Origin of the sequence: Sandarakinorhabdus limnophila DSM 17366, from assembly GCF_000420765.1 — a bacterium.
In the GTDB taxonomy this organism is placed as follows: Bacteria; Pseudomonadota; Alphaproteobacteria; order Sphingomonadales; family Sphingomonadaceae; genus Sandarakinorhabdus; species Sandarakinorhabdus limnophila.
Genome location: NZ_ATVO01000003.1, coordinates 367967 through 380902, shown reverse-complemented (window position 1 = coordinate 380902; position 12936 = coordinate 367967). Strand labels below are relative to the sequence as shown.

General features: G+C 66.0%; 15 protein-coding genes. 4 read left to right on the top strand and 11 right to left on the bottom strand.

What is annotated here, in order from left to right; translation table 11 throughout:
- The first annotated feature begins 20 nt into the window (after window positions 1-20).
- Window positions 21-491, top strand: coding sequence for a hypothetical protein (locus G566_RS14595; RefSeq protein WP_022679005.1), 471 nt, complete (start codon window positions 21-23; stop codon window positions 489-491).
- Here G566_RS14595 and G566_RS0101985 read toward each other — a convergent pair.
- The 4 genes from G566_RS0101985 to G566_RS0101970 are packed head-to-tail and all read right to left on the bottom strand — an operon-like array spanning window position 460 to window position 4346.
- Window positions 460-1371 carry a DMT family transporter gene (locus G566_RS0101985; RefSeq protein WP_156874397.1) on the bottom strand — a complete coding sequence of 304 codons (912 nt, stop codon included), beginning with the start codon at window positions 1369-1371 and terminating at the stop codon, window positions 460-462. The genes G566_RS14595 and G566_RS0101985 overlap by 32 nt on opposite strands.
- 32 nt (window positions 1372-1403) lie before the next feature.
- Window positions 1404-2630, bottom strand: a complete 1227-nt coding sequence (locus G566_RS0101980; RefSeq protein WP_022679003.1) for a glutamate carboxypeptidase — start codon at window positions 2628-2630, stop codon at window positions 1404-1406.
- Between the two features lie 43 nt (window positions 2631-2673).
- Window positions 2674-3186 (bottom strand): molybdenum cofactor guanylyltransferase, encoded by a 513-nt coding sequence (gene mobA, locus G566_RS0101975; protein WP_029131143.1) that lies wholly within the window; start codon window positions 3184-3186, stop codon window positions 2674-2676.
- On the bottom strand, window positions 3183-4346 hold the full coding sequence (locus G566_RS0101970) for an isovaleryl-CoA dehydrogenase (protein ID WP_022679001.1): 1164 nt from the start codon (window positions 4344-4346) through the stop codon (window positions 3183-3185). The genes mobA and G566_RS0101970 overlap by 4 nt, the downstream gene beginning before the upstream one ends.
- 116 nt (window positions 4347-4462) lie before the next feature.
- Here G566_RS0101970 and G566_RS0101965 point away from each other — a divergent pair, with 116 nt between their 5' ends.
- From G566_RS0101965 to G566_RS0101955, 3 genes are read left to right on the top strand one after another with little or no spacing between them, the layout of a single operon-like run.
- Window positions 4463-4735, top strand: a complete 273-nt coding sequence (locus G566_RS0101965) for a helix-turn-helix transcriptional regulator (RefSeq protein ID WP_022679000.1) — start codon at window positions 4463-4465, stop codon at window positions 4733-4735.
- Window positions 4735-5187, top strand: a complete 453-nt coding sequence (locus G566_RS0101960; protein WP_029131142.1) for a hypothetical protein — start codon at window positions 4735-4737, stop codon at window positions 5185-5187. The genes G566_RS0101965 and G566_RS0101960 overlap by 1 nt, the downstream gene beginning before the upstream one ends.
- 2 nt (window positions 5188-5189) lie before the next feature.
- Window positions 5190-5660, top strand: coding sequence for a hypothetical protein (locus tag G566_RS0101955; protein ID WP_156874396.1), 471 nt, complete (start codon window positions 5190-5192; stop codon window positions 5658-5660).
- Window positions 5661-5719: 59 nt separating this feature from the next.
- Here G566_RS0101955 and G566_RS0101950 read toward each other — a convergent pair whose 3' ends face one another.
- From G566_RS0101950 to G566_RS14585, 7 genes are all read right to left on the bottom strand, one after another.
- A complete protein-coding gene (locus tag G566_RS0101950; protein WP_336433244.1) occupies window positions 5720-7741 on the bottom strand; it encodes an acetyl/propionyl/methylcrotonyl-CoA carboxylase subunit alpha in 2022 nt (673 codons plus the stop codon).
- The gene (locus G566_RS14590) at window positions 7684-8148 is read right to left on the bottom strand and encodes a Cif family virulence factor (protein ID WP_156874395.1); all 465 of its coding nucleotides are present in this window, start codon (window positions 8146-8148) and stop codon (window positions 7684-7686) included. The genes G566_RS0101950 and G566_RS14590 overlap by 58 nt, the downstream gene beginning before the upstream one ends.
- A complete protein-coding gene (locus G566_RS0101940) occupies window positions 8133-8918 on the bottom strand; it encodes an enoyl-CoA hydratase-related protein (protein WP_022678995.1) in 786 nt (261 codons plus the stop codon). The genes G566_RS14590 and G566_RS0101940 overlap by 16 nt, the downstream gene beginning before the upstream one ends.
- Window positions 8918-10438, bottom strand: coding sequence for a carboxyl transferase domain-containing protein (locus tag G566_RS0101935; RefSeq protein WP_243442387.1), 1521 nt, complete (start codon window positions 10436-10438; stop codon window positions 8918-8920). The genes G566_RS0101940 and G566_RS0101935 overlap by 1 nt, the downstream gene beginning before the upstream one ends.
- A gap of 86 nt (window positions 10439-10524) precedes the next feature.
- Window positions 10525-11226: an ABC transporter ATP-binding protein gene (locus tag G566_RS13220; protein ID WP_022678993.1), complete on the bottom strand. Its 702-nt coding sequence runs from the start codon at window positions 11224-11226 to the stop codon at window positions 10525-10527.
- On the bottom strand, window positions 11226-12164 hold the full coding sequence (locus tag G566_RS13215) for a FecCD family ABC transporter permease (RefSeq protein WP_022678992.1): 939 nt from the start codon (window positions 12162-12164) through the stop codon (window positions 11226-11228). Before G566_RS13215 ends, G566_RS13220 begins: the two co-directional genes overlap by 1 nt.
- The gene (locus tag G566_RS14585; RefSeq protein WP_156874394.1) at window positions 12161-12886 is read right to left on the bottom strand and encodes a substrate-binding domain-containing protein; all 726 of its coding nucleotides are present in this window, start codon (window positions 12884-12886) and stop codon (window positions 12161-12163) included. Before G566_RS14585 ends, G566_RS13215 begins: the two co-directional genes overlap by 4 nt.
- Window positions 12887-12936: the final 50 nt, after the last annotated feature.

Genomic DNA, 12936 nt, shown 5'->3' with positions numbered 1-12936 from the left:
ATCACGCCCATATTCATCACATGACTGCATTTTCCCCCCTGCTGCTGCTTGTCGGCATCCTTTCGGCCAGCCTGTTCGCGGCCGATGTTGATCGCAATGGCCCCAAGCCGGCGGTCGCCCATCTGGTGGCTGGCGGTGACTGGGGCCGCGTGATGGGGGCAATCCGCAACGGTGCCGCCGATTGGATCGCAATGGCGCCGGAACTGGCCCGCGGTGCCGAAGATACGCAGGCCGAGCAGCTCACCGCTGCAGTGGCGGCCGCGCTGCCGCGGGCGCCATCAGAAGTTCTGGCAGTGACCGATCTGCGGCGTTCCCCTGTGTTGGGTGTGCAGGCCATTTGCGGGGCGCCGGTGGGCAGCCATGCGCCAGAGGCCCGCGCGGCCTATCTGGCGGATGCGCGTGAGGCGGTTGAACTGCTGCCGGATGTTGCCGCCATTGGCCGTGCCAAGGCGGTGTGCCTCAAGGAATTGGCGCTGGCGGCAGACCGCTGACTGGCGCTGCCACGTCTGCCCTTGGCGCGCGCGATGCCCACAGGCAGGCCCCGGCGATGATCGCCGCGCCCAGTATCGTGCTGGGTGCCACCACCTCGTCAAACGCCAGCCAACCCATCAGCGCGGCCCAGGGCAGGGCGCTATACTCAAGCACCGCTGAAACCTGCGCCTGCAGGTGAACATAGCCGCGCGCCATCAGCTGCACGGCGATATTGCCGATAAGGCCCATGGCCGCCATCAGCCCCAAATCGATTGCTGACGGCATGGCAGGTAGGCTGATCAGCGCCGGTGACAGCCACAGCATAGGCACCACCGCGGCGATCAGCGTGATGACCGTGGCGCCATCGGCGGCCGCCCGCGAGCGCAGGATCACCGCCGTCCCGGCATAGAGGAATGCGGCGAGTACGGCCGCTGCCGCTGCCAGCAATTCCCCGCTCGACAGGCTGGGCATGCCGCCCACGGTTACCAGCACGCCGATGAAACCCAACACACCGGCCGCGATATAGCGGGGCTGCACCGGTTCCTTCAGATAAAGCGCCGCCATGAACGGCACCGCCAATGGTCCGACGAACGTGAGGGTGAGCACAAGGGCGAGCGGCAGCCGCGTGATCGACCAGAAAAACGCCAGCGCCATCGCCGCAATCAGCGTGCCGCGCACCAGATTGGCCTGCAGACCGCCCGGTGCCACCCAGGGCCGGCCCTGCCACTGCCACACCATCAGCGCGAAAACGGTGCCACTGGCATAGCGGGAAAAGGTGGTCAGCGGCGCGCCATGGCGCAGCGCCAGATATTTGGCGAATACATCCAGCACGCACATCGCGCCGATGCCGGCCAGCACTAGCAGGATCGCTGACAGGCGGGAAGGGTGGCTGGCCGACATGCGCCGGCCTTAGCCGCCGCTGTGCGCGGCGTCTACCGTCCCAACTTGCGGATCAGGCTTGCGGCAAGATAGAGCCGGCGGGGCACGGCTTCGAGGAACACATATTCGGCTTGCGTGGTGTGCGCGCCAAAGCCGGGCAGGCCCAGCGATTCAATCACTGGCACGCCGGCCAGCGCGGCATAGCCGGCATCAGTGCCGCCGCCGCCGCGTTCCATCACCAGCAGTTCCTTGCCCAGCGTGGCATAGATGGCGCGGGCTTCGTCGATCAGCGCGTTGCTGGCCGGGGTCGCGGTGAAGGGCGGGCGGTTCATGCGCACTTCGGCGGTGACCACGGCGCCGGGGATGGACGGTGTTTTCAGCCGATCGAGCAGTTCCGCCTTGAACTGATCAAATTGCGCCAGGTTGCTGGTGCGCAGATCGCCGATCAGTGTCACATCGTCGGGGATGATGTTGCGCACGCCGCGCTGTTGTTCGACCACCGTCCAGTTGAAGCGGCGATTGCCCTGGCCGCGATCAAGATCCTTTGTGGTCTGGATGATGTGGGCGGCCTCTACCAGTGAATTGATGCCGGCTTCCGGCGCGCCGCCGGCGTGGCTGGCCTTGCCCTTGATGGTAACGGTCACCGTGTTCGTGGCCGATGTGCCACGCGTCAGCCGTTCCGGCATGCTGGTCGGCTCAAAGCTCAGCACCGCCGTCATGCCCTTGGCCAGTTCGGTGATGGTCGTGCCGGAACCCAGCGATCCGCGTTCCTCGTCGGTGTTGATGGCGACGGTCAGCTCGGCATAATCCTTGGCCGTCAGCAGGGGCAGCGTGTGCAGGATGGTGGCAATGCCGCTCTTGTCGTCCGAAATGCCGGGGCCATAGGCCAGCGGGCCTTGCGGGCTATCCATCAGCTTGAAAGGCGCACGGGCCAGGGCGCCCCGCTGGTACACCGTGTCCATATGGGCAATCAGCAGCAGCTTGCCCTTGCCGGTGCCCTTCCAGCGCGCGACGATGATATCGCCGGCCACGCCGCCGGTGGGTTGCATCCGCGCCACCGTGGCGCCACGTGCGGTGAAGGCGCTTTCCAGATAGCGGCCCATGCTGGCCATGCCCTCGGCGTCACCCGTGCCCGTTTCGATCTCCACAAGCGATTTCAGCGTGGCGGTGATGGCGGGCGCTTCGGCGGTGGCCGCCTTCAGCAGCGTGGCATCCGGTTTTGGCGCGGCCAGTGCGGTGGTGGCCAGCAACGCGCAGGCGGCGGCGATCAGTGTTTTCATGCAAATTCTCCCCGCCGCCAGCATAGCGCGGCAAGGCGCTTTGTCACCTGTGCAGGCGATCCAGATCACCCGGATGATTGAGATTGGCGAGCGGCCCGAGATCGACCGCGCGGGCGCCGGCGTGCGCCACCCAATCCCGCACCCGCCGGCCACCGCCGGCCACGAACGCCTCCAGCCCGTCTGCCAGCGCCACCGGCCAGAGAGCGATGAGGGGCTGGCCGGCCGCATGCGCCGAGCCATCGCCCAACTTCGCCAGCCAGTCGGCGGGGAGGGTCGGGCTGTCGACGGGCAGGCTGGCAACATGGCTGAAGCCCTTCGCCACCGCGTGATGAAGCGCGGCGTTGAGGCCACCCAACGGGCCGAGATCGGGTGATGGCCGGTCGGGCAGGCTGGCAATGCCGGGCCATTCCCGCCCCGCCACCGCCAGCGCATCACAGCCAGCCAGCGCAGCCAGTGCATGATCGATCAGCGGCCGGCCATCGAGCAATGCCAGGGCCTTGTCACGGCCAAAGCGGCGCGACTGGCCGCCGGCGAGGACGACGCCCAGCAGCCTCACTTGGTCTCTTCGAACAATTCCCGGCCAATCAGGTAACGGCGAATTTCCGAGGTGCCGGCGCCGATTTCATACAGCTTGGCATCGCGCAGCAGGCGCCCGGTGGGATATTCGTTGATATAGCCGTTGCCGCCCAGGCACTGGATTGCTTCGAGCGCCATCCACGTCGCCTTTTCAGCGCTGTAGAGGATGCAGCCGGCGCTGTCTTTGCGGGTGGTCTCGCCGCGGTCACAGGCTTGCGCGACGGCATAGGTATAGGCCTGGGCGGTGGACAGCGCGACATACATGTCGGCCAGCTTGCCCTGCATCAGCTGGAACTGGCCAATGGGCTGGCCGAATTGCTGGCGATCGTGAACATAGGGCACCACCACGTCCATGCAGGCCTGCATGATGCCGAGCGGGCCACCCGAAAGCACCACACGTTCATAATCCAGGCCGGACATCAGCACGCGGGCGCCATTGCCGACGCCGCCCAGCACATTTTCGGCCGGCACGGTGCAATCCTCGAACACCAGTTCGCAGGTGTCAGACCCTCGCATGCCCAGCTTGTCGAGCTTCTGTGCGGTGGAAAAACCCTTCATGCCCTTTTCGATCAGGAACGCCGTCACCCCGCGCGGGCCGGCGGCGGGATCGGTCTTGGCATAGACGACCAACGTTTCGGCATGCGGCCCGTTGGTGATCCACATCTTGTTGCCGTTCAGCACATAATCGCCGTTGCCCTGAATATCGGCACGCAGCTTCATGCCGATCACGTCGCTGCCCGCACCCGGTTCGGACATGGCAAGGCTGCCGACATGTTCCCCGGAAATCAGGTCAGGCAGATATTTCGCTTTCTGTTCGGCCGTGCCCCAGCGGGCAATCTGGTTGATGCACAAATTGGTGTGGGCGCCATAGGAAAGGCCAACACTGGCCGAGGCGCGGGAAAGTTCCTCCACCACCACCACATGCGCCAAATAACCCAGGCCAATGCCGCCATCAGCCTCCGGCACGGTGATGCCGTGCAGGCCAAGTTCACCCATCTTCGGCCACAGATCGCGCGGGAATGTGTTGGTGGCGTCGATCTCGGCGGCGCGTGGCGCGATCTCGGCGGCCGCAAAGGCGCGCACCGTATCGCGCAGCATGTCGATGGTCTCACCTTGCGCGAAATTCAGCTGGCTCAGCATCGTGAGGGGTTCCTTTGCAGATTTCAGCCGTTCTAGGCCGTGGCGGCGGGAGCGGGAAGGGGCAAAGCGCTACTTTGTTGACACAGCAATATGTTGTTTATAGACAATGATTCGTGATGATGAACAACGAAACTTCAACACTGCACAACCGGCTTGCGCTGTTTCGGGCCGAAGCTGGCCTGTCGCGCAAGGAACTGGCCGAACAGGTTGGCGTCAACCCGCAGACCATTGGCTTTCTGGAGCGCGGGCAATATGGCCCCAGCCTCGAACTGGGCCTGAAGCTTGCCCGCGTCTTCGGCGTTTCGGTGGAGACGTTGTTCAGCCTTGAGCCCTTTGCGCCGTTGGCGGCATCCCTCGCCGCGCCGCGTCTCGTGGAAGGAGGCCGCTGATGGCCCAATCTGCACTTTTCAAGCCGCCGCGCTTTTCCACAATGCGCGTGCGCGTGTTGTCGGGCCTGGCGCTGGCGGCGCTGGTGGCCGGCACAATCGGGCCCCTGTTGCTGCCAATCGACGGCATGGGCGGCGTGATGACCATGACCCGTGTGCTTGGCTTGGCACTGGCGGCAGCCGTTGCAGTCGGCAGCCCCGGCTGGCGCTATGTGGCGGCAGGAGAACTGGATGAACGCGAGCGTGCTGAGCGCGCGCGGGCGGTGGTGATCGGCCACCGGGTGACCGGGATCTCCATCTGTCTTGCCTACATCTGGCTGCTGCTGGCCGCGCCCGGCAGGCTGTGGCTGCCAAACATGCACGAGGCTGGCTGGCTGATGGCGATGCTGTTCTGGGTCCATGTGATGGTGCCGGCCGTGATCCTGGCCTGGCGTGACCGTGCAGAGGAGGAATGATCGTGAGCAAACCCACAACTCTCAATCCGCCACTGAAACTCTCGCTGCGCGCCGCGCGCATCCTGTCGCTGCTGGTGCTGGGCGGCATCGGTATCGGCTATCTGGGCGGAGCGATCTTTGCCGCGCCTGATGGCGACACACCGATCGGTTTTGTTGGCTTGCGCCTGATCGGCCTGTTCAGTGCGGTGGCGCTGTTCATTGAAGGCCGCGGGCAGTTGACCCAGGCCAGCGACGCCATGCTGGATGAACGCGAACGGACAATGCGCGACAAATCCTATGTCGCCACCCACCAGATCATGGTGCTGGCGATGTTCGGCTTCTTCATGTGGTCGATCCTGGCCAAGTTCATCGATGGCTGGATGCCGGGGCAGGAACAGGCGCTCGATTTGCTTTCTGGTTTTGCCATCACCTCGATGGCGCTACCGGGCATCATTCTGGCCTGGCGCGAACAGCCGCAAGACGACGCCGAGTAACAAGTTCCCGGCCGGGAGGGGCCGGACCGGCAAGAGCCCCGCCGGTCCGGCCCTCACGATCAGCCGATTTCCACCAACATCATGCCATCGGCAACCTGATCACCCACCGCGACATGCACCGTCTGCACGGTGCCGGCCACGCGGGCGGTCAGGCGATGCTCCATCTTCATGGCTTCCAGCACCAGCAGGCGATCGCCTTCGGCCACGGCCTGGCCCGGCGTCACGTCAACAGCCAGCACGCGGCCGGGCATCGGGGCGATCATATGGGCATGACCGCCGCCAACATCCTTGGTGCGCGGCGGACGGGTGCCCAGCGTCCAGCTCTGGCCGGCCATGCGAACGTCCACGATACCATCGCCTGCAACCACCGTGGCCGGCATCAATTGCCCGCCCAGATCGATCGACAGGCCGTACGCGCCGGTACGGGTGACGGCGACCTCGCCCACGCCGGCCAGCCCGCCGATCCGCCAGCGCGGCCCCCCGGCAGCGCGCAGCGTCAGCGCATGGCGTTCATCGCCCCACCACAGGCGGACATGGGTTTCGGCCGCAACGTTCATGCGGAAATTCAGTGTGCCAAACAGCGTGTTGCGGAGCTCATCCTGCGGCAGTCCCAGCCCCAGCGCGGCGGCGAGTAGTACCGGCGCCGGGCACAGGCCGGGTGCGGCCAATTCTGCGGCGTGGCGGGCGATGAAACCGGTATCGACCTCGCCGGCACGGAACGCCTTGGTGTCAGCGAGGCGGGCGAGGAACGCACGGTTGCATTTCAGGCCCGTCACGATCGTGGCATCCAGCGCGCCGACCAACCGATCGATGGCCTGCTCACGTGTCGCACCATGCGCGATCACTTTGGCGATCATCGGATCATAATCCAGCCCGATGCGGCTGCCGGTTTCAACGCCAGTATCGATGCGAACACCGGGGCCAGCGCCGAATTCGAGGGTTGAAATGGTGCCGGTGGCGGGCAGGAAGCCGCTGTCCGGATCTTCGGCATAGAGCCGGGCTTCCATCGCCCAACCGTTGACGCTGAGCTCGTCCTGTTTCTTCGGCAGCGGCTCACCGCGAGCAACGCGGATCTGCCATTCGACCAGATCCTCACCGGTGATGCACTCGGTTACCGGGTGCTCCACCTGCAGGCGGGTGTTCATTTCCATGAAGTAGAAGGCCGGATCGCCGTGCAAATCGACCGTGTCGAGATCGAGGATGAACTCCACGGTACCGGCGCCCTGATAGCCGATGGCATGGGCGGCGGTAACGGCAGCGACACCCAGCGTGTGGCGCAATTGGTCGGACAGGCCCGGGGCGGGGGCTTCCTCGATCACCTTCTGGTGGCGGCGCTGCAGTGAACAATCGCGCTCGAACAGGTGGACGGCATTGCCATGGCTGTCGGCAAACAACTGCACTTCCACGTGGCGCGGGCGCTGGATCAGTTTTTCCAGCATCACGCCCGCATTGCCGAAGGCGGTCTCGCCTTCGCGCTGAGCGGCCATCAGGGCTTCCTGGAATTCGTCTGCCGAATGCACGGCGCGCATACCTTTGCCGCCACCGCCGGCCACCGCCTTGATCAGCAGCGGGAAACCGACACCTTCGGCGGTCTTCTGCAGTCGCACCAGGCTCTGGTCCGTGCCCTGATAGCCCGGCGTGATCGGCACGCCGGCTTTGTTCATCGCAGCCTTGGCGGTGTCCTTCAGCGCCATCACCCGCATGGCGCTTTCCGGCGGGCCGATGAAGATGATCCCGGCCTTTTTCAGCGCCTTGGCGAAATCGGCATTCTCGGAAAGAAAGCCATAGCCGGGGTGAATGGCATCGGCGCCCGTGCGCTTGGCCGCTGCGATGATGGCATCCATGTCGAGATAGGCGCGGTCCCCCGCCAGCGGCACGGCCTGGCCGGCTTCGCGCACGAACGGCGCATGCGCGTCAGCAGCCGAATGCACGGCAACTGTGGCAATGCCCATGCGGTGCGCTGTGCGGATGATGCGGCGGGCGATTTCCCCGCGATTGGCGATCAAGATTTTCTGCATGTCTCTCACTTCGGCGGGCAGCCCTTCGGATCGGCCGTCCAGCCGAACGTCGTCAGCAGCCATTTGCCGTCGATCTTGCTCCAGCCGAAACTGTCCACGCCGCAATGGATGCGCTTGCCGTCGATATCGAGCGTGTAAGGCGCCCAGACATGGGCATAATCGCGGGTAACGAGGATTTTCGAGCGCACGATGCGTTCGTCGAACTTGCGCTGCGGCGGCGCTGCGCGGAAATTGTCGAACAATTGCTGGCGGGTCATCACGCCGAACTTGCTGCCGCCCTCTGGCGGGAAGCGCAGCACCTGGATGGTCAGCGTCGGATGCGTCATCGCCTCGGCACCATTGGCATCGCCCTTGTTGAGCGCATCCATGAAGGCATTGGTGGCCGCGAGCACTTCGTCCTTGGGCGCAGCGGCAGCAGGTGCAGCCAGCAACATCGCGGCGGCGAACAGCGGCTTTATTCGATGACCCATGATGGTTTCCCCTTGCTTAGGAAGGCAGATATGCCTTCGCGGCCTTCTTCACTTACCCGTCGCGCGGCGATGCGGCGGGCGCTTTCCTCGCGCAGCTCTTCACTGATTGCGGCACCGGCGAAATCCAGCGCCAGAAGCTTGGCATCTGCCACGGCGCCGGGCGCGGCCTGTCCGATGTGGGCCAGCCAGTGTGCCACCACGGCTTCGGCCGCGTCTTCATCAATGGCGGTTTCGTTCACCAACCCCATGCCCAGTGCTTCGTCAGCGGTAAACGCCTCCGCAGTAAGGAACCAGCGCCGCGCCGCCGCACCGATCTTTGCCAGTACGAAGGGCGAGATGGTCGCCGGTGTCAGGCCCAACCGCACTTCGGAAAGGCGGAACTGCGCGCCCTCGATGGCCACCGCCATGTCCGCACAGGCGACAAGTCCCACACCGCCGCCGGTGACATGGCCGTGGGCAACAACGATCACCGGTTTCGCGCAATCATTGATGGCGGCCAGCATGTTGGAAAGCCCCATGGCGTCGGCCTGGTTCTCCGCTTCGTTCCAGCCGGCCGCATCGCGCATCCAGTCCAGATCGGCGCCAGCCGAAAAGCTCTTGCCGTTGCCCGCCAGCACGATGGCGCGCACCTCGTCAGCCTGGCCCAACCGGGTGAAGGCTTCTTCCAGCGCGGCAATGAGTTCGGCGTTGAAGGCGTTGTGCCGTTCCGGCCGGTTCAGCGTCAGCCGCGCCGTGCCCCAATCGTCGAGGGTTTCGTCCAGCATCGCCATCACATCCGGAACGTGCCGAACCGAGTTTCCGGCACCGGCTGCTGCAATGATGCCGCCAGGCTCAACGCCACCACGGCGCGCGTGTCTTCCGGCGCGATGATGCCATCGTCCCACAGGCGGGCGCTGGCGTAATAGGGGTTGCCCTGCGCTTCATATTGCGCGCGGATTGGCGCCTTGAACGCCTCTTCGTCGGCGGTGTTCTTGAAGCCGCCGCCCTTCACCGCCGCCAGCACGCTCGCCGCCTGTTCGCCGCCCATCACGGAAATGCGGGCGTTCGGCCACATCCACAGGAAGCGCGGGGAGTAAGCCCGGCCGCACATGCCATAATTGCCGGCGCCGAAACTGCCGCCGGTCACCACGGTGATTTTCGGCACGGCGGCGCAGGCCACGGCCGTCACCAGCTTGGCGCCATGCTTGGCGATGCCTTCATTCTCGAAGCGGCGGCCGACCATGAAGCCGCTGATATTCTGCAGGAACAACAGCGGAATACGGCGCTGGCAGGCCAGTTCGATGAAATGCGCGCCTTTCTGGGCGCTTTCGGAAAACAGGATGCCGTTGTTGGCGATGATGGCGACCGGATAGCCTTCGATATGGGCAAAGCCGGTCACCAGCGTTTCGCCGTAACGTGGCTTGAATTCCTGCAGTTCCGAACCATCCACCATTCGGGCAATGATCTCGCGCACGTCCACCGGCACGCGGGTGTCGATGGGGGCGAGCGCATTCAGTTCGCTCGCATCAAACAACGGCGGCCGCGCCGGGCCGCGCGCCACGGCGGGTGCGGCGGGCAGGGTGGCGACGATGCGCCGGGCGATGCTCAGTGCATCCTCGTCATTCTCGGCGAGGTGATCGGCGACGCCGGAAATGCGCGTGTGCACATCACCGCCGCCCAGATCCTCGGCGGTCACTTCCTCGCCGGTGGCGGCCTTCACCAGTGGCGGCCCGCCGAGGAAGATCGTGCCCTGGTTTTTCACGATGATCGATTCATCCGCCATCGCCGGCACATAGGCGCCGCCCGCGGTGCAACTGCCCAGCACGGCGGCGATCTGCGGGATGCCATTGGCGCTCATGTTGGCCTGATTGAAGAAGATGCGGCCGAAGTGATCGCGATCGGGAAACACCTCGTCCTGCCGGGGCAGGTTGGCGCCGCCGCTATCGACCAGGTAAAGGCAGGGCAGGCCATTCTGCGCCGCGATTTCCTGGGCGCGCAGATGCTTCTTCACGGTGATTGGATAGTAACTGCCGCCCTTCACGGTGGCGTCGTTCGCCACGATCACGCACAGCCTGCCTTCCACCTGGCCAACGCCTGCGATCAGGCCGGCGGCGGGCACATCTTCGCCATAAACCTCGTGAGCAGCGAACTGGCCGATTTCGAGGAAGGCGCTGTGCGGATCGAGCAGCGCTTCAACGCGCTGGCGTGGCAGCAGCTTGCCGCGCGCCACGTGTTTTTCGCGCGCCGCCGCCGGCCCACCAAGGGCAATGCGCGCGGCCTTTTCGCGGAGTTCAGTGACCAATTCGGCCATGGCAGCAGCCGTGGTGCGGGCTGACGGGGGAAGGGGTTGACCAATGCGGGGCATGTCGGCGGGTATGGCCGATGTTGGCCATGCGCTCAATGGTCAAAGCGACTGCAGCGAACCCAACCGTCAGGACCATGCTGGACCCCAAAGACACGGCCAAGCTGGTCTGTGTTCAACACCATATGCGGCGGGCCATCGGCGATCACCGCGCCGTTGGCAATCAACAGCAGCCGGTCACAGCGCCGAGCCAGATCAAGATCGTGCAGCGCCAGCACCACGCCAGCGCCCCGCGCGGCTTCGGACGCCAGCAACGCCATCACGTCCAGCCGGTGTCCAGGATCGAGATTGGCGATCGGTTCATCAAGCAGCAGCCACGCCGGCCGCGCCGCAATGGCGCGTGCCAGCAAGACCCGGGCGCGTTCGCCGGTGGAAAGCTGGGCCACCGGGCGATGCGCCAGCGCCGTGGCATCACAGGCACTGAGCGCGGCGGAGACCGCGGCCGGATCGGGCGCGGCCGCCGGGCCCAGGCCAAGCTGCACCAACGCCGCCGCCGGGATCGGCCAAACGGCATCGCGGCTTGCTGGCAGCCAGGCCAGCCGCTGCGGGTGTGGTAGGAAGGGGTGCCCGTCCAGCCGCACCGTTCCAGGCCCGCGCGAAAGCCCAGCCAGTGCCTTGAGCAGCGTGGTCTTGCCGGCGCCATTTGGGCCGATCACGCCTGTCAGCTGGCCGGGGTGCAGCGTCAGGCTGGTCGGTGCCAGCATCGGCGGGCGGGCGAGATCAATGGCTTCCAGCATCAGCGTCGCCCCATGATCAGGCACAGGAAGAAGGGGGCGCCGATCAAGGCGGTGAGCACGCCCAGCCGCAGATCGAGCCCGGCCGGCAGCAACCGCACCGCGATGTCCGCAGCGCTCAAGAGGGCCGCACCGGCCAGCGCAGAAGGCGCGATTGCCGCGCCGGGGCGGTGGCGCACAAAAGGTCGCACCAGATGCGGCACGATCAGGCCGATGAAGCCGATGCTGCCCGCCACCGCCACGCCGGCACCGGTCGCCAGCGCGATGGCGAGCACCACGCGCGCCTGCACAGCAGAGAGGCCAACGCCCAGCGACTGCGCCACCTCTTCCCCCAGCGCCAGCGTGTCCAGCGCCGGGGCCGCGCGCAGCAACAGGACGATGCCGATCAGGATGAGGGGTGCTGCCAGCGCCAGTTGCGGCAGGCTGCGATCATTCAGGCTGCCCATCAGCCAGAACATCAGATCATAAAGCGCGAAGGGCGACGGCGCGAGGCTGAGCGCCAGGTTGATGGCGACGCCAAGCATCATGGAAACGGCGACGCCGGCCAGCACCAGCCGCGTTGCACCGGCGCCACGCCCGGCCAGCGCCAGCAACAGCAGCAACGACAACCCGGCCCCGGCCAGGCCACCAATGGCCATGCCGATCACCCCGGCTCCGAGGAAATAGCCGGCCAGCACCGCGCCCAGCGCCGCACCGCTGGATGGCCCCAGCAAATCGGGCGAAGCCAGCGGATTGCGAAACAGTGCCTGTGCCGCCGCTCCCGATGCACCCAGCCCGGCCCCGATCAGCAGCGCGAGGACCGTGCGCGGCAACCGCAGCTCGATGAACAGGTTGCGCGCCAGTTCGGGATCGCGTGCCCACAGCGCCGCAAGATCGACCGGCCCCAGCGCCAGCGAGGCCAGTGCCAGCACGGCACAGAGCAGGGCGAGGCCTGTCCTCATGCGGCCAGCGCCTTTCGCAGCCGGGCAATTTCTGCCGGCATCGCGGCGCCGCCACACAGGAAGGCGCGGCCATCGGCCTCCACCTGGGTGACGCGCAACTGGCGGAGCGCGGGGTGCTGACTCCACGCCTGCGGGCCAGACAATTGCCCGCGCCGATAGACATTGCGGATCAGGATCGGCGGCGGCTGCACCAACAGACGTTCCAGGCTGATCTGCCCACTCTGTTGCTGCGCTATGCCGGCCAGCCGCAGCCAGCCGGCGGCCAACCCGTCCATTGCAGGGGCAAGTCCGCTGCCGCCAATCATCAGGCCGGGTTGCGCCTTTGGTGCAGAGGCCGTGAGCGCGGCAACACGGGCAGCAAATGTGGTACCCGCAGGCGTATTGCCCACCAAGGCGGCGACCTGCTGCACCTGTGCTACCACCGCCGCCGGGCTGGTGGGGTAGGGCAGGGCGATCAGCCTGATCCGCAGGCGTGCCGCCAGTGCGACGCCTTGCGGATCATGGCCCATGGTCAGCACCAGATCAGGCCGCTGTTCGATGACCTCGCTCAGCTGCCCCGAATTGATGGCAAGTCCACGCGCCTGCCTGGCCAGCGGGCTTTCCTGTTCGTCGGCGCCAAGCCGGCTGATGCTTGCGATCTGGCCAGGGCGCGCAGTGAGCAGCAGATATTCATCCGTGCACAGGTTGAGGCTGACGACGCGCGCAGGGGTGGTGGCACTCACTGCCCCCGTAGTCATGATGGCGCAGGCCAGCATCCACCGCGCCGCAAGCG